Genomic DNA, 25230 nt, shown 5'->3' with positions numbered 1-25230 from the left:
ATCAGCCAGATGATGAGTCATCAGCGGATGAAAGCTGCTTTCTGGTCTCCAGGCGCCCTTCGCGACGGATCTGGGCATTTTTGAATCGGCGGCGCTGCTCGTCAGTCTCCGGAATCACCTCGGGCACGTCCACAGGCCGGTCATGTTCGTCCAGCGCGACAAATGTAAAAAAGGCCGAGAGAATGTGCCGGGTATCGCCGGTGTAACTGTTCTCCGCCTCTACCCTCGCACCAATCTCCATGGAGGAACCCCAGCTCCGGTTCAGCGACAGGCTGAACAAAAGCGTATCGTTACCCTTCGCCGGCGCCCTGAAGTGAATTGAATCCACCGCAGCGGTCACGCAGACATGGGCAGAATGCCGCTCGGCCACAACCAGCGCCAGCCGGTCGCACTTTGCCATGATCATGCCCCCGAATACCGTGTTATGGGAATTCATGTCGTTCGGAAACACCTTGTAGACGTGCTTCTCGATGGCCGATGCCGATACGGGCTTTGAAGGTTTTCCAGGCATGATGCCCCTCTCCTTTTAAACGAAATCTCGATGGGGGACCCCATTCATCCAGCGACCGCAGCTTCGCCCTGACGCTGCTGAGCCCTCCTTGCCAGATGAAGCATAACAACACCCAACGCCATCACCATGAGGGTCAGCCAGAGGCCGTTGGTGTAGTTGCCTTCCACATCAGCGAGATAGCCGACCACAGCGGGCGCCACCATCTGCGCAATGCCATAGCTGAAGGTGAGCCGGCTCATGGGGCGGGAAGGGTTTTCGGGGAACACCCGCCCCACCATTGCCAGCATCATGCTGACAATACCAATAAAGCTGGCACCGTAAATGATCGAACTGAGCATCACACTGGCCAGGCTGGTGTTCACGATCAGCATCAGAATACTGACAGAGTTCAGGATGTACGCCAGGTAAAGCGCCAGCCACTGCCCCCATCGGCGGGAGAACACATCCCACAGCCAGCAAGCCGGGGTAGCGGCAAGGCCTGCAATCAGCCAGACCAACCAGCCCTGACCCTGAAGCTCGGGCATGGATTCCGCAATCGCCACCAGGAAGGTGGCCGTCACGACATAGCCCACACCGGCGCAGAAGTACGCCAATTGAAGGATACGTATGAATCGGCTGCGCTCTTCGCCGCCCTTGCCCACACCGGTTCTTGGCAAAGCACAGGCCCGATAGTCCGGCATCCAGCGCCAGGCAGGCACCAGCAGCGCCAGCGCCACCAGCCCATAGATCACCCACTGCTGATCCCAGCTGAACGGGTCCTTGATCAACTCCGCCGTTACAGCGGTCAGGACGATCCCGAGGCCGATACCGGAAAAAAATACTCCGAGCTCGGATTTCTGGTTGTGCTTGATCAGCCAACTCATCAGAAGCCCGGCGCCCAGCAACATGCCGGCCGAGGTACTCAGACCGGAAATGAACCGCAGCAGATACCAGAGCCAGACATTGGTGGTGTAACCCATCAGCAGGGTTGAAACCACAGCAACCACCAGGCCGAGCTGGTACAGCCGAACCTTGAGATCAAGATCGCTGATCCGTGTGATGAGCACCGCTCCGGTCAGGTAGCCGGCGTAGTTTACGGTTGCCAGCAGGCCCACCACGGATTTGCTCAGCCCAAGCGCCGCCACCATTTCCGGGATCATCGGCGTATAGGAGAAGCGGGCAATGCCCACCATCACCACCACGGAAATGACACTGGCGACCAGCACTTTTATGGTTGCTAGAGGTTTCACAGACTGTCCTTACTTGAAAGCAATGTCAGATCAGGCGCGACCCAGGAACTTTCGCTCCTCCACGTTGATGCGGATTCGATCTCCGGTGGAGATGTGCTCGGGAACCTGGACAACCAATCCCGTCGCAAAACGGGCCGGTTTGGTTCTGGCGGTAGCAGAGCCGCCCTTCACCGACGGGTCGGTTTCTTCGATTACCAGCTCAACCGTGGGCGGAAGTGCCAGTGCAACCGGTGCATCCTTCAACAGGATAACCATCACGCCCTGGGTGTCTTCGGAGATGAACAGCAGTTCGTCGGCGATGGCTTCACGATTCAGGCTGTACTGGGTGAAATCCTCGGTGTCCATGAACACATATTCGTCGCCGTCGGCGTAGGAGAAGGTCACTTCCCGGCGTGTCAGGTCCGCGAGGTTGAGCATGTCCGAATCCTTGAAGGTCTCGTCCAGCTTCTGGCCGGTTACCACGTCGTACATACGCATGCGGTACAGGCTTCCCCCGGCGCGCCCCTGGGGCACCGAACGCTCGATGTCTTTCACGAAATAGACGCGGCCATCGTATTCAACCGCAGAGTTCTTTTTGATTTCACTAGCTCTTGGCATTGTCTTTCAATCCGGATGATTAGTTAGGAACAAAACTTTCTGACCGCTGATATACCATGAACGCGGTCGAGTTGCGATACGCTGTTTTGGCAGTACCAGCCCCCCTGACTTATGATCGGCCTATCCTGTCGGCAATTCGGTGGCCAAATGAATATTCGAACTCTGGAAACCTTTATCTGGATTGCCAGGCTAGGCAGCTTCCGGGCCGCCGCCAACCGGGTCTATGCCTCGCAACCCTCGGTTTCTGCCCGCATTGCCGGCCTTGAGGACCAGTTGGGCGTAGAGCTGTTCGACCGGTCGGCCCGCAAGATAACCCTCACTGCCAAAGGTCGGGAGTTCCTGATCTACGCCGAAAAAATGCTCGCCCTTCACGGCGAAATGATGCAGGCCGTGGCGAAACCCTCGTCGATCCGGGGCACCATACGCCTGGCCGTTTCCGAAACCATTGCCCACACCTGGCTGCCCCAACTGATCGAACGGGTCAGTGAAGCCTATCCTGCCATCAACCTTGAGCTTGATGTCGACATCTCCGTCAATCTTGCCGAGAAACTGGCCAATCATGAAATTGATATCGCCTTCCTCATGGGCGGTGTCAACCAGCCTGGCATCATCAACCGGGATCTGTGCCGTTATTCGCTGATCTGGGTCGCCAGCCCCAGACTGGACATTCCCGGCGGGCGCATATCGCTGGAGGAGCTTTCTACCTGGCCGATCATCACCTACCCCAGGAAAAGCGAGCCCTACCTTGCCATTCGTTCGCTGGTGGACCCGATGAACCACTCCACGCGGATCCACTCCAGCTCGTCACTTTCCACCATCATCCGCATGACTGTCGATGGCCTGGGCGTGAGCGCCCTGCCCCGGGAGATTCTCGAACAGGAACTTCGCGCAGGCACCCTGCGTCAGTTCGAGATCGATGCCGAGGTACCCGACCTTGCCTTTTGCGCCGCCTATCGAGCCGGCCCAGGTGGCAAAGTGGTCCAGGCCATTGCCGAACTGGCGCTGGCCACAGCGGAGAACCGGTCGGCAATGATTGAAAACGCGCCCGGAGAGGCCGGCAAGACAGACTGATCAGCTTTTTCGATCACAGCTGATCCCAACTTTCGAATTGTATTAATCGCAACCTGTGCCTTAAATGTATAAATCATCCTTTTTTGAGGCGGCACCATGGCAGCGATTCATTCCCTGAACGTACACTCAACGCCCCAAGCCGTGCGCCAGGCGGCCCGGAGCGGCCTGCTGTCCGGCCCCACGGCCGGACTGGCCAGTGGCTACGTGCAGGTCAACCTGGTAATCCTGCCGGAAGCCGAAGCAGCAGGCTTTCTGAGGTTCTGCCAGGCCAACCCGAAACCCTGCCCTCTGCTCGCGGTCAGCGAGCCCGGCGCCCGAACCTGTGATGCCATGGGCGCGGACCTGGACATTGCCCGGGATGTGCCCGCCTATCGCATCTACCGTAACGGCGTCGCCAGCGAAACCGTCAACGATGTCGCCGACGAATGGCGGGACGACCTGGTGACCTTTGCCCTTGGCTGCTCCTTTACTTTCGAGCATGCCCTGATGCAGTCCGGCCTGAACATCCGGCATATCGAACAGGGCCGGAACGTGCCCATGTACCAGACCTCCGTACCGCTGACGCCCGCCGGTGGTTTCAAGGGCAACCTGGTGGTTTCCATGCGGCCGTTCCTGGCCGCCGACGTCATCCGTGCCGTCCAGATCACCACCCGCTACCCCCAGGTTCACGGTTCCCCGGTTCACCTCGGCGATCCCGCCCTGATAGGTATTTCCGACCTGGACTCACCGGATTACGGCGATTCCGTTTCCGTGGGCGAGAATGAAATTCCAGTGTTCTGGGCCTGCGGGGTAACCCCCCAACAGGTACTCATTGATTCTGGTGTGGCATTCGCAATCACCCACAGCCCGGGGCACATGCTGGTCACGGATATTCCGGACAACAGCCTGTCCCTGTTCTAACCCGAACCAACCCCGAAGAAGACCATGAGGAAACTGCTATGACTACAAGAAAAACCCTCGGTGCCGCCTCCCTGATGAGCCTGGCCCTGGCCGGTTCCCCGGTACTCGCCCAGGAGCTGGACAACACCAGCATCAACTATGTGGGAAGCTGGAGCAGCCTGTCCCTGTACCAGAACTTCGAGCGTCCTTTCTGGGAACAGCATGTTCCCGAAGCCTCGGACGGCCAGATCAGCACCGAGGTGACCACCTTTGACCAGATGGGCCTTGGCGGCGGTGAAGTCTTCCGACTGATGGAGCGCGACGTAGTCGAGGTAGCCTCTACGGTGGCCGATTATGCCGTTGAAGATGCGCCGGAGCTGGAAGGCCTGGATATGCCAATGATCGCGCCCGATGTGGAAACCGCCCGAAAAGTTGCTGAAGCCTATCGCCCGGTTCTGGCCGAGGCATTCAAGCAACGTTACAAAGGGGCTCAGCTACTCGCCGTTGTGCCCTACCCGTCGCAGATGGTCTTCTGTAATGCTGAGATCAGCGGCCTGCCGGACCTGAAAGGCAAGAAAGTACGGGCCAGCGGTCGCACCACAGCCGAATTCCTGCAGGCCCTGGGAGCCGAAGGCATCACCCTGAACTTCAGCGAAGTTCCCGGCGCCCTGCAGCGCGGCGTCATTGACTGCGCCGTTACCGGTTCACTCTCCGGCTACAGTTCCGGCTGGCACGAAGTATCAACCCACCTGTACCCGTTGCCAGTAGGCGGCTGGGATCACGTGGTAACCGCCATGAACGGCAAGAAGTGGAACTCGCTGTCCGAGACAACCCAGCAGTGGCTGACCGCGGAAATCAAGGAAAACTACGAAGACCCGGTCTGGGCCTCAGCCGTTGATGAAACCCGCGAAGGCATTGCCTGCCTGACCGGCAATGGCGAATGTTCCCGCGGCGAACCTGGCGACATGGTTCTGGTGGAAGCCACCGACAACGACTTCACCCAGGCCTCCCGTCACCTGGAAGAGACCCTGCTGCCGAACTGGGCACAACGGGTAGACCAGAAGTGGGTGGACCGCTGGAATGAGACCATCGGTGCCGTCACCGGACTCAAAGCCAACAAGTAACTCTACCTCAAACCGACCTGACACCCGGGCTGCATCCGCAGCCCGGGTGCTCTGGAGACCAACATGCTAGACCAGGTGAATTCCTTACTCGACCGGGTGCTGGTCGGCGTCCAGACCGGCTCGCTCTGGCTGGCCCGCGCCGGCGGTGTCCTGATCCTGCTCACGGTGGTGCTGGTAACCATCGAAGTGATGTCCCGGCAATTCATGGGGCGTTCGCCGGTCCATGCCACAGAACTGACCGGCTACATCATGGCGATCAGTGCCAGCTGGTCATTCGCCTACACCCTGGTGTGCAAGGCTCATATCCGTATCGATGCCCTGTACCTGAACTTCCCCATGAAAGTCCGGGGTGTCCTGGATCTGGTGGCACTGCTGGCCATGGCCATGTTCGCCATCCTGGTAGTCGATGCCGTTTACGAAGTAATCAGCGCCTCCTACAGCGGCGGCTCCACCGCCAATACCCCGCTGGGCACACCGCTCTGGATGCCCCAGGCCCTGTGGATGGTCGGCCTTGTCTGGTTCGGTTTCGCGGTATGCGTGATGTCCCTCAAAGTTCTGTTCGCCCTGATCAGCGGCCATTCCGACCGTGTTCAGGCACTGGCCGGTAGCCCGACCATGGATGAACAGATTAAAGAAGAAAACAAGGAAGCACGCTCATGATTATTACCGCGCTGCTGATTCTGATGGCTTTACTCCTGCTGAGCGTGCCCGTTGCCGCCACACTCATGGCACTTGCGCTGCTGCTTGCGGAACTCTTTTCTCCGTTCCCCCTGATCAATGCCCTGGGGGACGTGCTCTGGTCAGCCTCCGACAAGTACCTGCTGATCGCTATTCCCCTGTTCATTCTGCTGGGCGAGATCCTGGTGCGTACCGGCATTGCCCGCGGCACCTACCGCGCCCTGGAAAGCTGGCTGTCCTGGCTGCCGGGCGGGCTACTTCACGCCAATGTGGGCACCGCCACCCTGTTTTCCGCCACCTCCGGCTCCAGCGTGGCGACCGCCGCCACCATCGGCACCGTCGCGCTGCCCCAGGGCAGGGATATGGGCTATGACCCGAAACTGTTCACCGGCTCCATCGCCGCCGGCGGCACACTGGGCATCATGATCCCGCCTTCGATCAACCTGATTGTCTATGGCTTCCTGACCGAGACGTCCATCCCGCAGCTGTTTGCCGCCGGCCTGATACCCGGCCTGTTGCTGGCGCTGATGTTCATAGTTGGCACTGCGCTGATCTGCATCTGGAAACCGAGCCTCGGCGGGCCCAGCGTTTCCCACAGCTGGGGCGAGCGGATTTCAGGCCTGAGGCATCTGGTGCCGGTGCTTGCCTTGTTCGGCATTGTGGTGGGCTCCATCTATACCGGGCTGGCAACACCCACCGAGGCCGCGTCGCTGGGCGTGCTCGGCGCAATAGCCATTGCCGCCTTCATGAGGAAGCTGTCGGTCAAAGTCATTGTTGAAGCCCTGGACGGCACCATGAAGACGACCGGCATGATCATCCTGATCATCATTGCGTCCTATTTCCTGAACTTCGTTCTCGCATCTGCAGGCATCACCCGTGAGCTGACCAGCTTCCTGGAAGGTGCGGGCCTGGGGCCCTACTCGACCCTGATGCTCGCGATCCTGCTTTACATCATCCTGGGCTTCTTTATTGAAACCCTGTCGCTGATGGTGATCACCATTCCCATTGTTGCCCCCATCATTATTGGCATGGGCTTCGATCCGGTCTGGCTCGGCATCCTGATCATCCTGCTCATTGAGATGGCGCTGATCACCCCGCCCGTGGGACTCAATCTCTACGTGGTGCAGGGCGTTCGCGAAGGCGGTCCGTTCAGCGATGTCATGAAGGGCGCCATGCCCTATGTCGGCATCATGTTCCTGATGGCGGTTGTCCTGGTGCTGTTCCCGGAGCTGGCGACCTTCCTGCCTGAGCTGATGAATTAACCGGTCACAAAACCTCAATCGGAGTAACCTGATGACAACGTTTCACCTTGCAGACACCCGAGAGAATATCACCATAGAAATCCGCCAGCTGGTGATCGCTGGCTGGGCGGGCCGGGTGCAGGCAGCCATTGATGAACACATTGAAGAACTGAAGGAAATTGGCGTAACACCGCCCTCTGAAACCCCGCTGTTCTACCGCGTGGCAGCCAACCAGCTAACCACGGCGCCGGAGATCCAGGTGTTGGGCGGGCAGACCAGTGGTGAAGTTGAAGTTGTTCTGATTGGCAGCGACCAGGGAACCCTGGTCAGCATTGGTTCCGATCACACCGATCGTGAGGCGGAAGCCTGGTCGGTGGCCCACTCCAAGCAGGTCTGCGCCAAGCCCGTCGGCGCGCAGGCCTGGCGCCTGGACCAGGTCATCGACCATTGGGATGAACTCCAGATGGCCTCCTATGCCACCATCGACGGCGAGGAAGTGCTGTACCAGCAAGGCCCGGTAACCGGACTACTGCACCCCACCGAATTACTGAGGCGTTTCGGCCTTGATAAGCCAGAGCTGGCACCCGGCCAGGCCATGCTCTGTGGCACGCTTCCGGTTATTGGCGAGTTGCGACCAGCCGACGCCTTCCGCGTGGTGCTGAAAGACCCGGTGACCGGCCACGAACTCCAGCACCGGTATGCCATCCAGACCCTGCCGGTGATCGCATGAACCCGGTAACCCCACTTGCGACCTTGCTGGACGATCTGGGCAGCGGCAAACAACGGGCCACCGAATTGCTGGAAAGCTGCTTCACCCAGATTGATCTCAGAGACAGTGCCACCGCCCAGGTTTACACCCGACGCTTCGACCAGTCGGCGCGGGCCGAGGCCGAGGCCGCCGATCGTCTGCATGCGGCCGGACTGTCGGGAGGACAGCTTGCCGGGTTGCCCATTGCCCTGAAGGTTCTGTTCGATGTTGCGGGCGAAGTCACCCACGCCGGCTCCCGGGGCTGGCAGGATCCGGCAACCGGGGATGCCCTGATTGTTTCGCGATTGCGGCGCGAGGGCGCGGTGATCACCGGGCACACCAATATGACCGAATTCGCCTACTCAGGGCTCGGTCTGAACCCCCACTACGGTACGCCAGACAATCCCCTGGCGCCGGGACGTATTCCGGGTGGTTCCTCCTCCGGTGCCGCCGTTGCCGTGGCACTGGGCATGGCCGCAGGCGCCATCGGTACCGACACCGGCGGCTCGGTGCGAATACCTGCAGCGTTCTGTGGACTCACCGGTTTCAAACCCAGCCAGTCGAGGGTGCCCCGGGACGGCACCTTCCCGCTATCGGACAGCCTGGACTCCATCGGCCCCATTGCTCCCACGGTTGACTGCTGTGCCCGCCTGGATGCGGTATTGTCCGGACGCTCCTACCGGCCAATCAGGCCCGTTTCGCTGAAAGGGCTCCGCTTCGTTGTGCCAACAGACTATATGCTGGACGACCTGGACAACACCGTTGCAACCGCCTTCAGCTGCAGCCTGGAGACCCTGCGAAATGCCGGTGCAACCCTTATCGAGGCTCCTGCGCCGGTGCTCGCAGCGATCCCGGAGCTGATGGAAGGTGGCGGCTTCACTGCCGCCGAGAGCTACTTTGTGCACCGACACTCTCTGGAAAAACACGGGGAGCTTTACGATCCACGCGTCGGCAGCCGGATCCAGCGCGGCGCTGCAATCAGCGCCGCCGATTACCTGGAACTCTGCCGCCGGCGGCAGGCCAGAAAACAGCAGGCCGACCAGTGGCTGCAGGATTACGATGGCCTGCTGGCCCCGACAGTGCCTGTGGTACCACCAAGGTTCGAGGAACTGACGGCCGACGAAGACTACGCCCGGCAGAACCTTTTGGTGCTTCGCAACCCGACCGTGGCAAATATGCTGGATCTGTGCGCCATCAGCCTGCCTAACCACAGAGCCGAAGAGCTGCCGAGCGGACTGATGCTGGTCGGCCGAAACGGCACGGACGATACCCTGTTGCGCCTGGCACAGGCCATTGAACGCGCTTTGTAACCGCCATGCTGACCGTCCTCCTCACCAAGCTCATTGCCACCGCCGTCGTCGTGATCGGCGTTTCCGTGGCGGTTGGCAAACTGGGGCCGAGGCTTGGCGGCATCATGGCAGGGACTCCCATTATTCTGGGCCCCGGGTACTACTTCATGCTGCAGGACTGGCCCGCCGGGTTTGTTGAAGAAGCCGCCCTCGCCACCCTGCACGCATTGATCGCAACCCTGCTGTTCAGCATCACGTTTGTGCTGGCTGCCGGGCGGCTGGGCGCGGTTGGCAGCCTTGCCCTGGCAACCCTGTGCTGGATTCCCACGGCCTGGCTGTTTGCATTCATGCCCGGAGGCATTGCCGTCGCCGTTCTGGTGTATGGCCTGGTCCTGCTGGGCGCAGAAGTCATCAAGCGTGCACTGGCCCTGGACCAGAGCAGGGCTGCGGCTGCCACGGGCTGGTTCGACCTGATTCTGCGCGGGTTGCTGGCCGGCGTGCTGGTTGCGGTGGCCACAACGGTGGCGGCCAGGTCCGGCCCGCTGCTATCCGGCATGCTGGTGGGTTTTCCCGTGGGCCTGTTCACCATCGGCTGGGCACTGTATGACCGCTATGGCGCCAATGTGGCCAGGGCAACCGTGGCCGCGGCACAGCAAGGCATGCTGAGCCTGGTGGCCTTTGCGGTGGTCACTGCCGTTCTGGTGGGCCACGTCCACCCCATGGTCACCTTTTTTCTTTCCCTGCTGGCCTCAATCGGGGTCAGCGCGATTCTGTTCATGATCAGCCAGTGGCGCTTCCGTCGCGCCTATGGCCACCTGCTGGGCGCTTCTTCCAACAATAACCGGACTATCGAGCCATGACTGACACCACCCGTGATTCACAATCGCCGATTACCGATTCCCGCTCTGGCGGCGAGAATGCCCGCCGGATCCTGAAACGCGACCCGAACCCCCACATGTTCCGGCCGATCCAGTTCCGCTCGGTGACTGCCCGGAACCGGATCATGCTCTCGCCCATGTGTCAGTATTCCGGCCAGGACGGTCTCTCCAATGACTGGCATTTCGTCCATCTTGGGGCTCGGGCCTCGGGCGGCGCCGGCTGGGTGTTCACCGAGGCCGTGCATATCGAACCCAGGGGCCGGATTACGCCCCACTGCCTGGGGCTGTGGAACGATGAACAGCGGGACCGTTTGGCCCGCATTGCCCGTTTTGTGTCAGAGCAGGGGGCCGTGCCCGGCATCCAGCTTGGCCATGCGGGCAGAAAGGCATCGGTGGGGCGCCCCTGGGAAGGCTCACACCCGCTGCGGGCAGACACCGGCGGGGGGGAAGACCTGGTTTCAGCATCGGCCCTGCCCTACGCCAGCCAGTGGCAAGTTCCCCAGGCCATGTCAAAGGACCAGATCGGTGACTCACTCGAAGCACTGCGAACCGCGACCCGGCGGGCGCGGGAAGCCGGGTTTCGGGCCCTGGAACTGCATGGCGCCCACGGCTATCTCATTCACCAGTTCCTGTCACCACTGAGCAATCAGCGGACCGACGAGTACGGTGGCTCATTCGAAAACCGGATTCGTTTTCTGCAGGAATCCATACAGGTGGTGCGCCAGGAATGGCCGGACGATCTGCCCCTGTTCCTGCGCCTGTCCTGCACCGACTGGGTCGAGGGCGGCTGGACACTGGACGACACCGTTCGTCTGGCCACCCTGCTCCGCTTCCAGGGTGATGTGGACCTGATAGACTGCTCCTCAGGCGGCAACGATCCGCGACAGCAGATTCCGATTCACCCTGGCTACCAGATACCGCTGGCACAGGCTGTTCGCAGCCGGGCCGAGATTGCGACCGGCGCTGTCGGGCTGATTCACAGCCCGGATCTTGCCGAGTCGGTGATTGCCAATGGCCAGGCAGACCTGGTGATACTGGGCCGGGCGCTGCTGGCAGATCCCACCTGGCCATTGAAGGCAGCCGCTGCCCTGAAAGCGGAAAACGTTGAATGGCCCAGGCAGTACGAACGGTCAAACATTTTCTGAGCCAACACAAACGCCTCACCAAGAGGCAACGAGGTAATTATGGCAACCTTGAAGCTGAACGCCGACATGGGCGAGAGCTTCGGCCCCTGGGTTATGGGGCTGGATCATGAAGTCATGCCCCATGTCGACCTGGCCAACATCGCCTGCGGGTTTCACGCTTCCGATCCGGACGTGATGCGTAAAACCGTTCGCCTCGCGAAAACACACGGCGTCGGCATTGGAGCCCATCCGGCCTACCCGGACCTGGTCGGCTTTGGCCGGCGCTCGATGGCCTGTTCGGCCGATGAGATCGAGAACCTGGTTCTGTATCAGCTGGGCGCGCTCGAGAGTATCTGCCGGGCGGAGGGAACCCACCTTGTCTATGTCAAACCTCACGGTGCCCTCTACAACGATATGGCCCGCGACGCCGACCGCTTTGCGGCCGTTGCCCGAGCAATTCGATCTTTCAATGCGGCTTTGCCCCTGATGACACTCGCCATGCGGGACACCGCCAACCTCCGCGCCCAGGCCGAGGAGCATGGCATTACCCTGTGGTTTGAAGCGTTCGCCGACCGGGCCTATGACCCTGAGGGCCGCCTGGTACCCCGCTCCCAACGGGGTGCTGTTCATCATGACCCGGAAACCATCATTGAACAGGCGCGGCGGATTGCCACCGGGCAACCCCTGACCGCCAGCGATGGCAGCCAGCTGGTTCTGGAGGCCGACACCCTGTGCGTTCACGGCGACAATGAAGACTCCATCGCCGCCGTCAGGCGCATCCGCGAGATGCTGACCACCCTGGAGAAGGCCTCGTGACCCATACGGCCCTGCCGAGACTTGAATCGGCCGGCATTGACAGCTGGATGGTGCGCCTGTTCGAGACAATCGAGGAAAACAACCTGTTGTGGCTGTCTGCGCTGACCCACGACTGCGAGGTGGCTTTTGGCGAGGCGCTGGTGGATCTGGTGCCCTCCTACACCACCCTGCTGGTGACCTTTGATCCGCTGCGGATCAGTTCCTGGGAGGCCCGGAAGAGACTGGCGGATGTACTGCACAACCTGGTTCCGGACGACGCCGGCGGTGAAGGTGAGCTGCACGAAATTGCCACCTGGTACGACACCTCGGTGGGGCCGGACCTTGAGCGCGTGGCCAGGCTCTCGGACATGTCTGTCGAAAGCGTGATCAAAACCCACAGCTTCCAGGAATATCGGGTGTTTGCCCTGGGATTCTCCCCCGGTTTTGCCTTCATGGGGCTTCTGGATGAAAGCCTCACCTGCCCCCGGATGAACACACCCAGGCAGAAAGTACCGGCCGGCAGTGTCGCCATCGCGGGCCAGCAGACCGCCGCCTACCCTGCGGTGACTCCCGGTGGCTGGAACCTGATCGGTCGCACAGCCGCCCGCCTGTTCGATCGAAACCGGGAGGGATTCAGCCTGTTGAAGGTGGGTGACAGGGTGCGCTTTGTCTCTGTTGACCGGCAGACTTTTGAAAGCGAAGGCGGTGATCCTGCCCCGGCGGAACCGGCAAAAGAGGAGACGGGCTCATGAACCCTGCTACGACCTATGGATTTCGGGTAAACCGGGCCGGCCCACTGGCATTGCTGCAGGATGCCGGGCGTTTCGGTGTACGGCATCTGGGCGTTACCCAGAGTGGACCCGCAGATCTTCACGCCTGGGCCTGGGCCAACCAGCTGGCTGGTAATCGTTGGGGCAGCCCGGTTCTGGAGGTTACCTTTGGTGGCCTGGAATTACAGGCTGAATGTGATCTGACCATTGCCGTGACCGGCGCGGATCTCTCGGCCAAACACGACACCCAGCCGCTGCCCATGTGGCTCAGGATCCGGATTGGCAAGGGGGAACGGATCGTTTTTGGCGCACCGGCCAGGGGCCTGCGCGCCTATCTTGCAGTGGCCGGCGGATTTTCAGCGGAGCCGGTACTGGGCAGCGTTGCCTGTGTCGTCCGGGAAAAGCTGGGCGGTTTTGACGGCCAGGGTCAGCGCCTGGCGGAAGGCGACCGTCTGACAGTCTCAATGCCTGATTGCGCGTATACGGAGGCCGTTGAAGCGCCGGAAAGCGAGCAACCGGATTACTCCCGGCCCGCCGTTCTCGATCTGTTGCCGGGCGCCCAGATTGCCGATTTCACAGGACGCAGCCTGTATGACGCCTTCAACTGCGAATGGCGGGTTGATGATCGCGCTGACCGGATGGGCGTTCGCCTGACCGGCCCGGCTCTGCACTGCCGGATCGGGTCTATGGTTTCCGAAGGCATCTCCCTGGGCGCGGTGCAGGTTCCGCCAGATGGCCAACCCATCGCGCTGCTCAACGACCGGCAAACCATTGGCGGCTACCCCCGGCTGGGGAACCTTACCCCGCTTGCCGCCAGCAGGCTGGCCCAGTGCCTTCCAGGGCAGAGTGTTCGGCTCAGGCCAACTGGCGCGGAGCAGGCGCTCCGGCAACACCGTGCCTTTATCGATCAGGTTCAGGCTTAACCCACCAGAGAACGAACATCGGCGAGAAACCGGTCTACCTGGGCTTCCGTGGTTGCCCAGGAACACATGAGCCGGGCGCTACCACCAATGAAGTTGTAGAACCGCCAGCCTCTGGCGCGTAGCTGGACCTGCACAGCTTCAGGCATTTCTACAAACACGCCATTGACCTGTCGCGGATACCGCAAACTGACTCCTGGCAGGCCTTCCAGACCCTCCGCCAGGCGTTGGGCGCAGGCGTTCGCATGTCGGGCATTCTGCAACCAGACATCATTCTCAAGCAGTCCGCACCAGGGTGCCGAGATATAACGCATTTTCGAGGCCAGTTGCCCCGCCTGCTTGCAGCGCCATTCAAAATCTTCTGCCAGTGATCGATTGAAAAAAACCACCGCCTCGCCCAGGGCCAGACCGTTCTTGGTGCCGGAAAAACACAAAACATCCACTCCGGCCTTCCAGGTAATCTCGGACGGGTGCACATCCAGCGCCGCCACGGCATTGGCAAACCGGGCGCCATCCATATGAATACTGAGCTTATGACGGTCGGCTACAGCCCGAATAACCCTGAGCTCCTCGGGCGTATAGACCGTCCCTACCTCTGTGGCCTGGGTGAGACTGAGCGCCTTGGGTTTCGGGTAGTGAATATCGGTCCGCTTGGTTACCAGGTGCTCAATGCTTTGGGGCGTAAGCTTGCCATTTTCGCCCTGCCCCAGCAGCAGCTTGGCCCCATTGGAGGCGTACTCCGGGCCACCGCATTCGTCGGTTTCGATGTGCGCAAGCTCATGGCAGATCACGCTGTGGAACGACTGACCGATTGAGGCCAAGGCCAGGGAGTTGGCTGCGGTGCCATTAAACACGAAGTAAACGTCACAGTCGGTATCGAAGAGCGTCCTGAGGCCATCCGCCGCCTTTTGCGTCCAGCTGTCCTCGCCGTATGCCGGCTCATCCATCCGGTTGGCCGCTTCCATGGCTTTCCAGGCCTGTGGGCAAACACCGCTGTAGTTGTCGCTGGCAAACTGTTCGGACTGGGACACAACGCGCTCCTGAATTCTGAGAGGAAAGCCCTCAACGTTATAGGAACCATCCATCCTTGCCAACTTGCGTTCCATCTCAATCCGGGTAAAGCCAGGGGAATGAAAGACCCCGATACTTTATACTCGGGCCTTTGAAAACCTGCAGAACAAGGACTCTCCCGCCATGAGGCGCTTCAACATCGCCAGCATTCCTGGCCGGATCATCACCGCCATCCTTGCCGTTGCTTGCCTTGCCGGTAGCTATTACGCGATGACGACGGGCCTCAGTCAGCTCACCGAGGCGCGGCAACTGGAACGACTTCCCGAGACCCCCGTTGGGGCACTGACCACAGGCCCTTATGTCATCGCGGGCGAAGTCACCGATCAGTTGGGAACCCTGGAAACGCCCTACTCGAAAACGCAGGCGGTCTACTATCGCTACAAACTCGAGGAGGAATACCGCGACTCCGACGGTGATCTGCGTATCCGCACCCTGGATTCCGGCTCCCGCGGCCGGGATTTTCTGCTCCGGGACCAGACCGGCTCCGTCACCGTGGCCGCAGGCGGCAATCTTGCGGCGATGGAGTGGGTCCTGGAGCGCACCTATCGCCAACAATCCGGCCGGCGAATCTATTCCGAGTGGGCTCTGGTTCCTGGCCATACAGCCAGGGTAATAGGCCAATACAATAGCAAATCCGCCTCAATCAGCTTCGCAGGGCTTGAGGGCTTCAGCCTGCCCGCCATGGTATCAAGGAATACCCTGGCCGCAGACAGTGGCGATCGCTTCTTCGAAGCCGCCATACGTATTTCCGTTGCAACCGGCCTGCTGGCTCTGGGCGTTGCGCTGGTGCTGCCCCTCGTAAAGATTCACCGGTTCTGGGTCTACGTATTGGTGATGACAATTGCAGTGTCAGGAACTCTCTCGGTGCTTGGCATCAACCAGCTTCGGCAGGAGTGGTCTGCCATCGCCGATTTGTATGAGACCCGCTATCAACAGCTTGATGACGCCGGCAACCGTTCACTGGTGCTTGCCGACGTGGCCGCTTTGCAGCAACTGATCCGCCAGAGCACCAGTGGCTGGCTGGATCGCTGGATGTTCCGGAGCGTGGTCCAGAATCGCCTGCCAGTCCCTGAGCTTGACGAGCAGACCGCCAGCATGGCCCGATCCATCGTGGCCAGCCAGCCTGTCGGCCGATACCAGCATGCCTGGACCAGCCGGGGGCTTGCAGTGGCCAGCATTATCGCCGCCCTGCTGCTCTTGTGGTTGTCCATCCGGACCGTGAAATTCAAGCGCCTGATCGAAGCCGTTCCTACCAGCAGCACCCGGGGACTCAGTTTTGGTCTCTCGGAGCTCAAGGCGATGGTGGATGTCGATGATGAGCATCCTCCTCTTCGGGATCCTTTAAAGAACGAGAAATGCGTAGCCTTCGACTACAAGGTGGAGGAAAAGCGTGGCTCCGGTAAAAACGAGAAGTGGCGGGTTATCGAGCACCTGCAGGAAAGAGTGCCTTTCTGGCTGGAAGACAGCGAGGGGAAAGTGCTCGTCCAGCCAGACGGTGCCAAGATCGAATACCCCCAGTACCATTCAGAACGCCAGGGCGACAGGCGTTACACCGTGCGCTTCCTCGACACCTTCGTGAACGTCTACTGCCTGGGTTTCGCCGGCCTGGACCGCGAGCAGCCGGACCGATTGACGATCCAGAAGGATGACGCCTCACCCTTCCTGATCAGCGGTAACGAAGAGGAGGACATCGTGCTGGATCGGGGGGCGAGGGGATTTGCGGGCATCGCCCTGACACTCGGCCTGTTCCTGTTCTCCACCACCGCACTGTTTGCCGCAGATGGCGGATTCAGCCCGGACAATCTGATTCTGTCGGCCCTTACGGTGCCCATCGTCCTGCTCGCCTACACCGGAATACTGCACTACAACGACATTGTCTTCCTGAAAAACCGCGTGGACCGGGCCGCCGCCAATATCGACACCATTCTCCAGCAACGCCACGACCTTTGGCCCAACCTGGAGAAAGTGGTAAAGGCGTCTCTGGCCCATGAAAAACAACTGCTGAAAGCCATAGCCCAGCTACGTAGCGCGGACCCTGCCGAGATGAGCGCCAAGGGGCAGACAGACAAGCTGCTCCAGTTTGAAAAGAAAGTAACCAGTGCACTTCAGGCCCGGATCGAAGGCTATCCGGACCTGAAGAACAATCAGGTGATTCAGAAATTCATGTCGATCATGGCAGAGACGGAAAACTACCTTTCGCTACTGCGAAACAGCTACACCGAGAGCGCCATGATCTACAACACGCGGATCCAGTCGTTCCCGGACTTGATCCTGGCCAAGCTGTTCCGGTTTCGCGAAGCACCCCAGTTCAGTTCAGAAACCTGAACTAGCCGTTGAGGCCCAGATGCTCTGCATCCTGCTCGATGCAACGATCCAGCAGCGCCAGGTAGTCCGCCTTGGCCTTCACCTTGGTTTCACGGTGGGCACGCATGTTCAGGGTTTTGAAATGGAGCGCCAGCTCGGTGGCCCGCTCGACCAGTTTGTCCTGGGCAACCACTTCATCCAGGAAGCCCGCCTCGACCGCTCCTTGCGGGTTGTAGATTTCCGCGTTTACAACTGAACGGTAGAAGTGAGCAGGCGCCAATCGATGGCGGGCAATTTCGATCCCGGCGTGATGCATGGTCATGCCGATGGCCACTTCGTTCAGGCCCAGCTTGAAGGGCCCCTCAATGCCAATGCGGTGATCCACTGACAGCAGAATAAACGCCCCCTTGGCGATGGCATGGCCGCTACAGGCACCGATGATCGGCAATGGGAATGCGGCCAGACGGCGGGTAAAGGTGGAGCCGGTTTTTACCAGTGCAGCAGCCTCTTTAGGGCCCTTCTGCATTTCTTTCAGATCATAGCCGGCAGAGAACACGCCTGGCTGCCCGGTCAGGATTACAACGGCCTTATCCTGCTCCGCCCGATCCAGCGCGGCATTGAGCCCCTCGAACACTTCATGGCTCAGGGCATTGGCTTTGCCATTGCTGATGGCAATTGTCGCAACACCGTCTTTCAAGTCATAACTTACCAGCTCAGTCACCTGTGCTACCTCTCTACCGGAATTAAAGTGAGCGTTTGTTTACTTCGACGAGCCTGATTGTGTGTTACGCGGGGCCGAGTTTCAATATCAGATGATCATGTTGCCATCACGGGACCAGGAGTGGGCTCAATAAATTGGCCGGTACGGTCGCAAAGCGAACATTCAGGCTTGGCAATAACGCCCAGCTCACGCGCCGGTTTGGAGCTGAGAAGCAGCGGAAAATCGGTCGCTGTGCAGCCGCTGGTTATGTATTACTGGGATCCAAGGATGAGGCAAAAGATTTACCTAATTTACAGAATACTTGGAGTTATCGGGTATAAACACCACCAAAGCGCTTTGCACTAGAGGTCCCATCTGAAAATACTTGACGAATTATCAATTCGCCCTGCTTTGGGCTGTAAGACCAAAAAACATCTGCATCCTCCTCTCGGTTCCGCCAAGGGCCATCCTTTGTAGCCCACACAACCGAGTCTCCCGAAATTTTGCATCGAAAGTCCCAGCGCGAATTATCTGATTGTCGGATATAAAAAAGTTCGGTGACACCAAAGCCATCAGTGCCGCGGCTAGTCACACTCGACTGGTACGGCTTGCCCATCAATGCTGCGATTGCACCTTTGCAAATGTCTGCGTCAGATATAACAGAGCGCCGTTGATTTTCGATAATAACGCCGAAAATAAAATAAAATGCAGCGATGATCGCAGCGCACAGGAGTGTAGCGAGGCCAAAAAATTGCGGCCATGTGAGCGCTGCTAGAGTGTCGACTATACCGCGCTTTTCGCTCTTTTCGTTCTCAGACATTACAGACTCTTTCCCATTGGTACTGTCCCTACGACTTCAGAAGTCTGAATGGTGCCCCAAACCTTAAGGCATATGTTTTTGAGCATAGCACCGACATGAGCGGCGCCCGACCTGGGCGACAAGGGCGACCAGTGGAGGCTGACGGCCAGGTAACTGTGCAGCAGATTTTTACGCCTCCCAGTTTGACAGTGCACCTTCTTGTTATATGTTGGCATCGCTAGGAATCGGGTTTACGGAAACCAAGGTTTTTTCTTCTGAGTCCCACGCGACTAAATACGGCTGCATTCGACTGCTTTTAGAAGAAACTAGCTTGGAAACGGGACTAGAACCGACATCGTCATTCACGAACTCAACCATAGCTTCGATGTAGACTTCGGTAGCCTCATCAAACTGACCTTTATCCCAGCTAGTTTCATACAAGAACTTAACCCTCTCATTACTCTGCCCAACACAGTAAAGGGCCAATACTAGGGAGTACTTGGTATCAGGTGATTTCTTTTCGGATGTCGAGATCACCTGAACGCGATATTTGGCATCTTCCCCAAAATACTTTTCATACACGCCCAGCAGCGCACGTTTAATGTATGGGTAACAGTCTTCCGCCGCTTTATCACCGAGTTTTCTGACAAAAGCTGCACCAAAAAAAAGTGCGATCGACGTAATCCCATACAAGAGTATCGAGGCCTGGGGACCGCTCTTTGGGATCTCGTGAACTTCCGCTTCATCACCGAACAAGGAAATTCCTGACCTCAGTTGATCTACAGCCTCTCTGTCTACTCCTTCTTCAACTGCAACATTCAGGATCTCCCTATTCACGCGTACCTCCTAAACATATAACGCCAGGCTCACGCGCCGGTTTGGAGCCGCGAAGCGGCGGAAAATCGGTCGCCGTGCAGCCGATTGTTATAGCTTTATGAACTCAACTCTTTTTTCTTGTGCCCATAAATCGGCAATGCAGAGTCATAAAACTCTTTTACTTTTTCTTTTATTTTTTCAAGGTGATCGATGAACTCCTGCTTTTGAGTTTCGATCACGTTATTCATGTAATAGTCGACTGTCTCTGGTGGAATCACAGGGTCTAGCCCCTCTTTTTCGCTCAGAAAATTAGCTTTATGCATGGCTGATATGTTAGTAAAATTATCATCTGAGTAGCGCCCATGATGAACGATTTTGTTACGTTCTACACGGTATTCTGTGCATTCCCTTCGTATTGCTCTCAGCTTAGACTCTAACTTGAAAGCCTTGACATGCTCATTGGTAACGAGCAATTGGTGGCCAATGGAATCATTTGCGATCCCTAGATCCAGCAATCTATTCACGAAAATTAAACAGCGATCATAGATAGTAGCACTTCTAATAAAGTAGTTTTCGATAGCATATTCAACAAATTCTGCCGGAGTAATGTTTTCAGATTCAGGGCAGTCTTCATAGGCAGATTCTAATAAAAGTATCGAAATATCGGCTTTTTCAATTGACGCTGAAATTGAAGATAAAGATTGAGAGCAATTAAAAATATAATGATCTAGCCTACTTTCGAGAGATAACTCCTTTTTATCTGGGTCCATTCTTCTAATCGGACTATCCTCATCTAGGATGATAGCCTTCTCTATCTCGTGAATATCCTCATTTTCTTCACTCATGCTCACCTCTTTTGGCTATAACGCCCGGCTCTCGCGCCGGTTTGGAGCCGCGAAGCGGCGGAAAATCGGTCGCTGTGCAGCCAATTGTTAGCGATCGATTGTGGAAATCAAAGTGAACTGAATATTCCGTCGATTGAACTCATCTTGTATCCAGCTAGTTATTCTTAGGATTGCTGCAACAAAAATAATCACGAATTTGATCCGGTGATCACTGTCGGCCCAAGTGTATTTCTTTTCCACACGCTCACCCTCCGCATTCTTGCCAGACACGAATGCATGTAGGCTTTCACATGGTGAAACCTGAGCCCCCGGAACAACGCTATTAACCTGGTCTTTCAGCGAATCAATTAACGAACCTTCAAGCTCATAGCCCTTTCGATGAGAGAAGCGATTCCTGACTTCGTTGATCTTGTCTAATAGCTTGAAGATGTCAGCATCCAGCCCAAGATTCTTCGCTATAACGAGCTTCGTCTTGAACGGGACGAAAGTACCCGCGTAGAGATCCTCAGTGGCCGTTAATTTGGAGGCCCAAACGTTTAAAGCTTCCTCAAGGATAAGGTGCGCTCGAAGAACGCAGGTTGCCTCATCGGGAATGCTTATCATCGCCAGATAGTCTTGATGATCGAAGATCCGATTAAAATCGCCTCCGACGGGAATCTCCCTTTCGTTCATGGTTGACTATTCTCCATAATCGCTAACGCCGTTGTTCAGCGGTGCCCTTGTAGCGCAGCGAAAAGGGCATCCGGTGGAGGGCCGTCAGGCCCGGAACGAACTGGAACAATTGGTTAGATTGAGACAATCTCCCCGGATATGGCCTCGATCTCACAACCACTTGTTTCCAGCCGAACCTGGTCTGGCTCACCAGCCCAGTTACTAATGCGCCCAACATTGAGAACGTTCAGCCCTGCATTTTCAATATGGCGAACGACCCCCGCCTCGTAGCGACATCTCAGCAACTTGTCGGATTTTTTATCACCAGTTACCGGAATTTCTGCAAAAAATAGGCAAATGTTATCAACGAAATCATTGTTGAATTTTTGGCGGTCTATGTGGGCGAACCGAGGGATCATGCCATCCCCGGAGCGATGCATTAAAATACTTTGATTCTGACGAAGGCCATCCAAGCAATGAGCTTGATAGTTACCTTTTAGGCAATCTCGCAGGTGGGTCTTATGTCGGGACGCTATGTTTGCAGCTTCACCCACGTAATATGCTCGATAAAGCGACTGTTCGACGTGAACACACCAAATATAAAACCCATTTACGGAAGCTTCCGGATGATCAATTAATGGACTTTCTCCGCGAAAACTAAACGGGCCACGAACTTCCACTGTTTCCATTCCATTCTCCAATCTAACAGCAATTAGGCAGCTCGCTTTATCATTGAAGAAATTTGACTGCGTCATGATTACTGACATTGAACCACCAAGCGCGCTACACATCATTTGGTAAAACAATAGCTTAGCTGATCATGACTATCTCTGCCATGTAATCATTCAGCGTCTGCAATTTGCTATCTCAATCATGCTGGATGAAATTGGTGTGATTAGATTGGGGGCTCTGGAGGAAAGACCTGACTCTTACATTCGCTTTTGTTTAGGCAATGGAGGGGCCCTGGCAGAGCCCGAAATTGCTCATCGCCTGACTCCGAGAGAAGCTTCGATCACCAGTAATCTACGCTTGAGGGCAGCTTTACCCCATCAAATCTCAATACTCTCCGCGATCTCCAAAGCATCCTCCACCTCGACACCAAGGTATCGCACGGTACTGGACATATTTGTGTGTCCCAATAGCAACTGCACCGCTCGAAGATTCTTGGTCTTCTTGTAGATCAATGTCGCTTTGCTACGTCGCATTGAGTGGGTTGCGTAGACTGAAGGATCAAGTCCAATGCTGGTAATCCATTTTTTGACGAGACGGGCATATTGATGAGTAGTGATGTGGTCAAACTGTCTCATCCGACTCGGCCACAGATAATCCATACCTGTAAGACCGCGCAATTTGATCCACGCTTCAACCGATTCGCGCGTCTTTTTCGTTATCTCAAACTGGACAGGTTGACTGGTTTTCTGCTGAATGACTTGGGCCCTATCCAGTACCTCTCCGTTTCTGGAAATATCTCGAACCAGAAGCTTAACCATATCGCAGGATCGGAGTTTGCAATCAATCGCCATGTTGAACATCGCCAACTCGCGGATGTTCTTTGCGATTTCTAATCGAATACGTATAGCCCAGATCTGTTCCAGTTTGAGAGGAAGTTTTTGGCCCACGAGCTTTCCCTTATTCCAGGGAGATTTGCCAATTGGAAATGTCATGGTGTAGCCCTCTTTTGAGGGATAGGAACCATAAGTATGGTTAAAAAGCCTGTTTTCTGCTGGCCAGGCTTAAGTAGAGCGAACCCCGATCAGCCAGCGCTGAAGGGAGAACCTCGGCGATCGCTTACGTCTTGGAGACCAAGAGCGGCAAAGAGTAGAGTTCAGGCAGCGTGATGGTCAGGCTTACGAGGCGTAATCAGTTTATTGATTTGGTCGGCTTTCTCCTCACGGGCACGGCGCAGATCGTAGTCAGTCTGCAAATTGAGCCAAAACTGCTCGGTAGTCCCAAAGTAACGGGCCAAACGCATGGCCGTATCCGCGGACACACCACGACGCTCGCGAACAATCTCGTTCAGGCGCTGTGCAGGAACATAAAGTTCTTTTGAAAGCGCATTCACACTCATGCCAAGAGGCTCAAGGTAATCCTCAAGTAAAATCTCTCCTGGATGGATAGGGCGCATACCTACAGTAACCATTGCGCGACCTCCTTAGTGGTAATCAACAATCTCCACGTCTTCCGCCCCTTCATCTGTCCAGCGGAAACACAACCGCCACTGGTCATTGATCCGGATGCTGTGTTGCCCCTCTCTGTCTCCAGAAAGCGGCTCAAGTCTATTCCCGGGCGGAGACTTTAAATCTTTAAGAGCTTCAGCGCTTAGCAGCTGCTGTAACTTACGCTCGGCCGTTCGCTGGATTGCATTGAAACGCCGAGTCTTACCTGTTTTTACAAGCTCCTCTGTGTGCTTGCACTTAAAGCTCTTGATCATGATCACCCACCTTATAACGCTGCACGTTAAACGTGAAATACGATTTGGTTATAATAACACAAAATTTTATAATATGGGGAGTCAAGAAAACACTTGGCGGGAGTGTTGCAGTTTACCACGAAAACGCATCATCCGGTTGCACTTGCGAACCATACAAAAAGGCCCGCGAAAACGGGCCAGGAAAAAACAAACCAAACTTACCAGGCAGTAAGCGGTTCAATAATTGGGGGCAGGTCAATCGCACTGTGGACTTACCCCGGTCCGCTGAATGTTCGCTTTTTGTTTGCTCGGGCTGGTCGCAAAGCGGACATTCAGATAGATTTCGAAAGCAAGCGTTCAGCCTGGTCAAACGTGCGACAATGTCGGCAGGCGATCATGGCGAATTCGACCTGCCAACGCTTCAAAAAGCCAAAATTGCCGGCTTCCCTCGACCTCTCATTAAGCGGCCATTTTCCTGCGGTACCTGCGGCTAAGAACAGTGTTGTTCAGTTGTCCGCAAGCCAGAGCCCAAAGCGGCGACACCTCCGGTTTGGCAGGCTTTCCCAGGCTGTGTTTGAGCAGCTGGTATTTCACCACCGACATATACGCCAGGGAAGCCAAAGGTTTGTTTTTCCAGGTGATCGGGGACAGTTCCGGTGCGCTGTTTCGGCCGTTTTCCCAGTCTCTCGGCAAGTTTGGATCGATGGCCAGCGCCGTTGCGATGCCTACCATGTCCACGCCGCTACTCACGACCTGCTCTGCCATGGGCAAGCGGCGTATGCCACCCGTCACCATGACGGGCATTCTGGCGACGGCCTGGATGTCTTTGGCGAATTCAAAGAAATAGGCTTCTCTTGCCAAGGTGCGGCCATCCCGGGCACTCCCGTGCATAGCTGGCGCCTCGTAACTGCCACCCGACAGCTCGACCAGGTCCACACCCAGGGGATTCAGCATAGACACAACCTGCCGCGCATCATCCTGGCTAAAGCCACCTCGCTGAAAGTCGGCGGAGTTCAGTTTTACTGCAACGGCGAAGTCCGGTGACACCGCAGCGCGGATACCGCGAACCACCTCAATCAACAGGCGTGCGCGATTCTCAAGCGAGCCGCCCCAACGATCCCGGCGCTTGTTGGTCAGCGGTGACAGGAACTGACTGATCAGGTACCCGTGCGCGCCGTGGACCTCGACGCCCGTGAACCCGGCCTGCTCAGCCAGTCTGGCTGTTTCAGTGAAACGTGCGATCACATCCTGGATCTTTTCTTCCGTAAGCTCTCGTGGCGGATTGAAATGCTTGGACATCTTGCCCAGATCGACGGATATCGGCGACGGCGCCCATGTTTCCTGAGCTAGATCGCCCGGCATTTGACGACCGGGATGATTGATCTGCATCCAGAACTGCGCGCCCCGCGCTCGTCCGGTGTCAGCCCATCGTTTGAAGAGTTGCAATTGATCGTCGTTCTCCAGAACCACGCCGCCCGGACCGGTCATCGCCCGGCGGTCAATCATCACATTTCCGCTTATCAAAAGGCCGGAACCACCTTCGGCCCACGCCCGGTATAGCTGAATGAGGCGCTCCGAGGGGGCGAAATTCGAATCCGCCATGTTCTCCTCCATGGCAGCCTTGGCAATTCGGTTAGGCACCTGGGTGCCATTCGGGAGCAAGAGTGGTTGAAATAAGTTCATGGGTCACCTCCTTAGGATGTGAGGCGACTCTATCCTTAAAGTCAACTTTAAGGTCAACAAGAAAATAAGGGTTGACCTTAAAGTTAGATTTAATCTT

At 57.2% G+C, this 25230-nt stretch carries 27 protein-coding genes; 13 read left to right on the top strand and 14 right to left on the bottom strand.

What is annotated here, in order from left to right:
- Position 1: 1 nt before the first annotated feature.
- From QZ534_RS00675 to yeiP, 3 genes are read right to left on the bottom strand one after another with little or no spacing between them, the layout of a single operon-like run.
- Entirely contained in the window at positions 2-511 is a 510-nt protein-coding gene (locus QZ534_RS00675; RefSeq protein WP_296930142.1) for an acyl-CoA thioesterase, read from the bottom strand.
- Positions 512-555: 44 nt separating this feature from the next.
- A complete protein-coding gene (locus tag QZ534_RS00670; RefSeq protein WP_296930139.1) occupies positions 556-1740 on the bottom strand; it encodes a YbfB/YjiJ family MFS transporter in 1185 nt (394 codons plus the stop codon).
- 30 nt (positions 1741-1770) lie between these two features.
- On the bottom strand, positions 1771-2337 hold the full coding sequence (gene yeiP, locus QZ534_RS00665; protein ID WP_296930136.1) for an elongation factor P-like protein YeiP: 567 nt from the start codon (positions 2335-2337) through the stop codon (positions 1771-1773).
- 147 nt (positions 2338-2484) lie between these two features.
- On the opposite strand from yeiP, the gene QZ534_RS00660 reads away from it, so the two are divergent.
- The 12 genes from QZ534_RS00660 to QZ534_RS00605 all read left to right on the top strand — a co-directional run bounded on the left by QZ534_RS00660 (position 2485) and on the right by QZ534_RS00605 (position 13857).
- Positions 2485-3408, top strand: coding sequence for a LysR family transcriptional regulator (locus tag QZ534_RS00660; protein ID WP_296930134.1), 924 nt, complete (start codon positions 2485-2487; stop codon positions 3406-3408).
- Positions 3409-3504: 96 nt separating this feature from the next.
- Entirely contained in the window at positions 3505-4308 is an 804-nt protein-coding gene (locus QZ534_RS00655; RefSeq protein ID WP_296930132.1) for a putative hydro-lyase, read from the top strand.
- A 38-nt stretch (positions 4309-4346) separates the two neighbouring features.
- The gene (locus QZ534_RS00650) at positions 4347-5411 is read left to right on the top strand and encodes a TRAP transporter substrate-binding protein (RefSeq protein WP_296930129.1); all 1065 of its coding nucleotides are present in this window, start codon (positions 4347-4349) and stop codon (positions 5409-5411) included.
- 63 nt (positions 5412-5474) lie between these two features.
- Positions 5475-6071, top strand: a complete 597-nt coding sequence (locus QZ534_RS00645) for a TRAP transporter small permease subunit (RefSeq protein WP_296930128.1) — start codon at positions 5475-5477, stop codon at positions 6069-6071.
- Positions 6068-7351 (top strand): TRAP transporter large permease, encoded by a 1284-nt coding sequence (locus QZ534_RS00640; RefSeq protein WP_296930126.1) that lies wholly within the window; start codon positions 6068-6070, stop codon positions 7349-7351. The genes QZ534_RS00645 and QZ534_RS00640 overlap by 4 nt, the downstream gene beginning before the upstream one ends.
- Positions 7352-7382: 31 nt before the next feature.
- Entirely contained in the window at positions 7383-8060 is a 678-nt protein-coding gene (locus QZ534_RS00635) for a DUF2848 domain-containing protein (RefSeq protein ID WP_296930123.1), read from the top strand.
- Complete coding sequence (locus QZ534_RS00630) at positions 8057-9388, top strand: amidase (protein ID WP_296930121.1); 1332 nt, start codon at positions 8057-8059, stop codon at positions 9386-9388. The genes QZ534_RS00635 and QZ534_RS00630 overlap by 4 nt, the downstream gene beginning before the upstream one ends.
- 5 nt (positions 9389-9393) lie before the next feature.
- Positions 9394-10227 (top strand): hypothetical protein, encoded by an 834-nt coding sequence (locus QZ534_RS00625; RefSeq protein ID WP_296930118.1) that lies wholly within the window; start codon positions 9394-9396, stop codon positions 10225-10227.
- 95 nt (positions 10228-10322) lie between these two features.
- Positions 10323-11390, top strand: a complete 1068-nt coding sequence (locus QZ534_RS00620; RefSeq protein ID WP_296930658.1) for an NADH:flavin oxidoreductase/NADH oxidase — start codon at positions 10323-10325, stop codon at positions 11388-11390.
- 39 nt (positions 11391-11429) lie between these two features.
- Positions 11430-12185: a 5-oxoprolinase subunit PxpA gene (locus QZ534_RS00615; RefSeq protein ID WP_296930115.1), complete on the top strand. Its 756-nt coding sequence runs from the start codon at positions 11430-11432 to the stop codon at positions 12183-12185.
- On the top strand, positions 12182-12916 hold the full coding sequence (gene pxpB / locus QZ534_RS00610) for a 5-oxoprolinase subunit PxpB (RefSeq protein WP_296930112.1): 735 nt from the start codon (positions 12182-12184) through the stop codon (positions 12914-12916). The genes QZ534_RS00615 and pxpB overlap by 4 nt, the downstream gene beginning before the upstream one ends.
- Positions 12913-13857, top strand: coding sequence for a biotin-dependent carboxyltransferase family protein (locus tag QZ534_RS00605; protein ID WP_296930109.1), 945 nt, complete (start codon positions 12913-12915; stop codon positions 13855-13857). Before pxpB ends, QZ534_RS00605 begins: the two co-directional genes overlap by 4 nt.
- Here QZ534_RS00605 and QZ534_RS00600 read toward each other — a convergent pair.
- On the bottom strand, positions 13854-14939 hold the full coding sequence (locus QZ534_RS00600; RefSeq protein ID WP_296930655.1) for a low specificity L-threonine aldolase: 1086 nt from the start codon (positions 14937-14939) through the stop codon (positions 13854-13856). The genes QZ534_RS00605 and QZ534_RS00600 overlap by 4 nt on opposite strands.
- Before the next feature lie 109 nt (positions 14940-15048).
- Here QZ534_RS00600 and QZ534_RS00595 point away from each other — a divergent pair, with 109 nt between their 5' ends.
- Positions 15049-17250: a LemA family protein gene (locus tag QZ534_RS00595; protein ID WP_296930107.1), complete on the top strand. Its 2202-nt coding sequence runs from the start codon at positions 15049-15051 to the stop codon at positions 17248-17250.
- A 1-nt stretch (position 17251) separates the two neighbouring features.
- On the opposite strand, the gene QZ534_RS00590 is transcribed toward QZ534_RS00595, so the two are convergent.
- The 10 genes from QZ534_RS00590 to QZ534_RS00545 all read right to left on the bottom strand — a co-directional run bounded on the left by QZ534_RS00590 (position 17252) and on the right by QZ534_RS00545 (position 25133).
- The gene (locus QZ534_RS00590; RefSeq protein ID WP_296930105.1) at positions 17252-17950 is read right to left on the bottom strand and encodes a crotonase/enoyl-CoA hydratase family protein; all 699 of its coding nucleotides are present in this window, start codon (positions 17948-17950) and stop codon (positions 17252-17254) included.
- Between the two features lie 307 nt (positions 17951-18257).
- On the bottom strand, positions 18258-18749 hold the full coding sequence (locus QZ534_RS00585; RefSeq protein WP_296930102.1) for a hypothetical protein: 492 nt from the start codon (positions 18747-18749) through the stop codon (positions 18258-18260).
- Between the two features lie 201 nt (positions 18750-18950).
- Positions 18951-19565, bottom strand: a complete 615-nt coding sequence (locus QZ534_RS00580) for a hypothetical protein (RefSeq protein WP_296930099.1) — start codon at positions 19563-19565, stop codon at positions 18951-18953.
- Positions 19566-19660: 95 nt separating this feature from the next.
- Positions 19661-20389 (bottom strand): Cthe_2314 family HEPN domain-containing protein, encoded by a 729-nt coding sequence (locus QZ534_RS00575; protein ID WP_296930097.1) that lies wholly within the window; start codon positions 20387-20389, stop codon positions 19661-19663.
- A gap of 87 nt (positions 20390-20476) precedes the next feature.
- The gene (locus QZ534_RS00570) at positions 20477-21061 is read right to left on the bottom strand and encodes a hypothetical protein (RefSeq protein WP_296930095.1); all 585 of its coding nucleotides are present in this window, start codon (positions 21059-21061) and stop codon (positions 20477-20479) included.
- Positions 21062-21174: 113 nt separating this feature from the next.
- A complete protein-coding gene (locus tag QZ534_RS00565; RefSeq protein WP_296930092.1) occupies positions 21175-21729 on the bottom strand; it encodes a hypothetical protein in 555 nt (184 codons plus the stop codon).
- Between the two features lie 360 nt (positions 21730-22089).
- Positions 22090-22704 (bottom strand): tyrosine-type recombinase/integrase, encoded by a 615-nt coding sequence (locus QZ534_RS00560; protein ID WP_014579271.1) that lies wholly within the window; start codon positions 22702-22704, stop codon positions 22090-22092.
- 161 nt (positions 22705-22865) lie between these two features.
- Positions 22866-23180: a HigA family addiction module antitoxin gene (locus QZ534_RS00555; protein ID WP_296930086.1), complete on the bottom strand. Its 315-nt coding sequence runs from the start codon at positions 23178-23180 to the stop codon at positions 22866-22868.
- Positions 23181-23192: 12 nt separating this feature from the next.
- The gene (locus QZ534_RS00550; RefSeq protein WP_011786639.1) at positions 23193-23471 is read right to left on the bottom strand and encodes a type II toxin-antitoxin system RelE/ParE family toxin; all 279 of its coding nucleotides are present in this window, start codon (positions 23469-23471) and stop codon (positions 23193-23195) included.
- A 438-nt stretch (positions 23472-23909) separates the two neighbouring features.
- Entirely contained in the window at positions 23910-25133 is a 1224-nt protein-coding gene (locus tag QZ534_RS00545; RefSeq protein WP_296930080.1) for an NADH:flavin oxidoreductase/NADH oxidase family protein, read from the bottom strand.
- Positions 25134-25230 lie beyond the last annotated feature (97 nt).

The sequence above is a fragment of the uncultured Marinobacter sp. genome (genome assembly GCF_913055835.1).
In the GTDB taxonomy this organism is placed as follows: domain Bacteria; phylum Pseudomonadota; class Gammaproteobacteria; order Pseudomonadales; family Oleiphilaceae; genus Marinobacter.
Note: the sequence above shows the minus strand (reverse complement) of the source record. Positions and strands in the feature narration are given on the sequence as shown.

Coding starts and splice junctions, on each gene's coding strand:
- QZ534_RS00605 (WP_296930109.1), top strand. CDS start 12,913: ATGAACCCTGCTACGACCTATGGATTTCGGGTAAACCGGGCCGGCCCA.
- QZ534_RS00675 (WP_296930142.1), bottom strand. CDS start 511: ATGCCTGGAAAACCTTCAAAGCCCGTATCGGCATCGGCCATCGAGAAG.
- QZ534_RS00615 (WP_296930115.1), top strand. CDS start 11,430: ATGGCAACCTTGAAGCTGAACGCCGACATGGGCGAGAGCTTCGGCCCC.
- QZ534_RS00650 (WP_296930129.1), top strand. CDS start 4,347: ATGACTACAAGAAAAACCCTCGGTGCCGCCTCCCTGATGAGCCTGGCC.
- QZ534_RS00545 (WP_296930080.1), bottom strand. CDS start 25,133: ATGAACTTATTTCAACCACTCTTGCTCCCGAATGGCACCCAGGTGCCT.
- QZ534_RS00630 (WP_296930121.1), top strand. CDS start 8,057: ATGAACCCGGTAACCCCACTTGCGACCTTGCTGGACGATCTGGGCAGC.
- QZ534_RS00635 (WP_296930123.1), top strand. CDS start 7,383: ATGACAACGTTTCACCTTGCAGACACCCGAGAGAATATCACCATAGAA.
- QZ534_RS00655 (WP_296930132.1), top strand. CDS start 3,505: ATGGCAGCGATTCATTCCCTGAACGTACACTCAACGCCCCAAGCCGTG.
- QZ534_RS00640 (WP_296930126.1), top strand. CDS start 6,068: ATGATTATTACCGCGCTGCTGATTCTGATGGCTTTACTCCTGCTGAGC.
- QZ534_RS00575 (WP_296930097.1), bottom strand. CDS start 20,389: ATGAGTGAAGAAAATGAGGATATTCACGAGATAGAGAAGGCTATCATC.
- QZ534_RS00660 (WP_296930134.1), top strand. CDS start 2,485: ATGAATATTCGAACTCTGGAAACCTTTATCTGGATTGCCAGGCTAGGC.
- QZ534_RS00595 (WP_296930107.1), top strand. CDS start 15,049: ATGAGGCGCTTCAACATCGCCAGCATTCCTGGCCGGATCATCACCGCC.
- QZ534_RS00555 (WP_296930086.1), bottom strand. CDS start 23,180: ATGGTTACTGTAGGTATGCGCCCTATCCATCCAGGAGAGATTTTACTT.
- QZ534_RS00645 (WP_296930128.1), top strand. CDS start 5,475: ATGCTAGACCAGGTGAATTCCTTACTCGACCGGGTGCTGGTCGGCGTC.
- QZ534_RS00550 (WP_011786639.1), bottom strand. CDS start 23,471: ATGATCAAGAGCTTTAAGTGCAAGCACACAGAGGAGCTTGTAAAAACA.
- QZ534_RS00600 (WP_296930655.1), bottom strand. CDS start 14,939: ATGGATGGTTCCTATAACGTTGAGGGCTTTCCTCTCAGAATTCAGGAG.
- yeiP (WP_296930136.1), bottom strand. CDS start 2,337: ATGCCAAGAGCTAGTGAAATCAAAAAGAACTCTGCGGTTGAATACGAT.
- QZ534_RS00620 (WP_296930658.1), top strand. CDS start 10,323: ATGTTCCGGCCGATCCAGTTCCGCTCGGTGACTGCCCGGAACCGGATC.
- QZ534_RS00570 (WP_296930095.1), bottom strand. CDS start 21,061: ATGAACGAAAGGGAGATTCCCGTCGGAGGCGATTTTAATCGGATCTTC.
- QZ534_RS00585 (WP_296930102.1), bottom strand. CDS start 18,749: ATGTCTGAGAACGAAAAGAGCGAAAAGCGCGGTATAGTCGACACTCTA.
- QZ534_RS00560 (WP_014579271.1), bottom strand. CDS start 22,704: ATGACATTTCCAATTGGCAAATCTCCCTGGAATAAGGGAAAGCTCGTG.
- QZ534_RS00625 (WP_296930118.1), top strand. CDS start 9,394: ATGCTGACCGTCCTCCTCACCAAGCTCATTGCCACCGCCGTCGTCGTG.
- QZ534_RS00565 (WP_296930092.1), bottom strand. CDS start 21,729: ATGGAAACAGTGGAAGTTCGTGGCCCGTTTAGTTTTCGCGGAGAAAGT.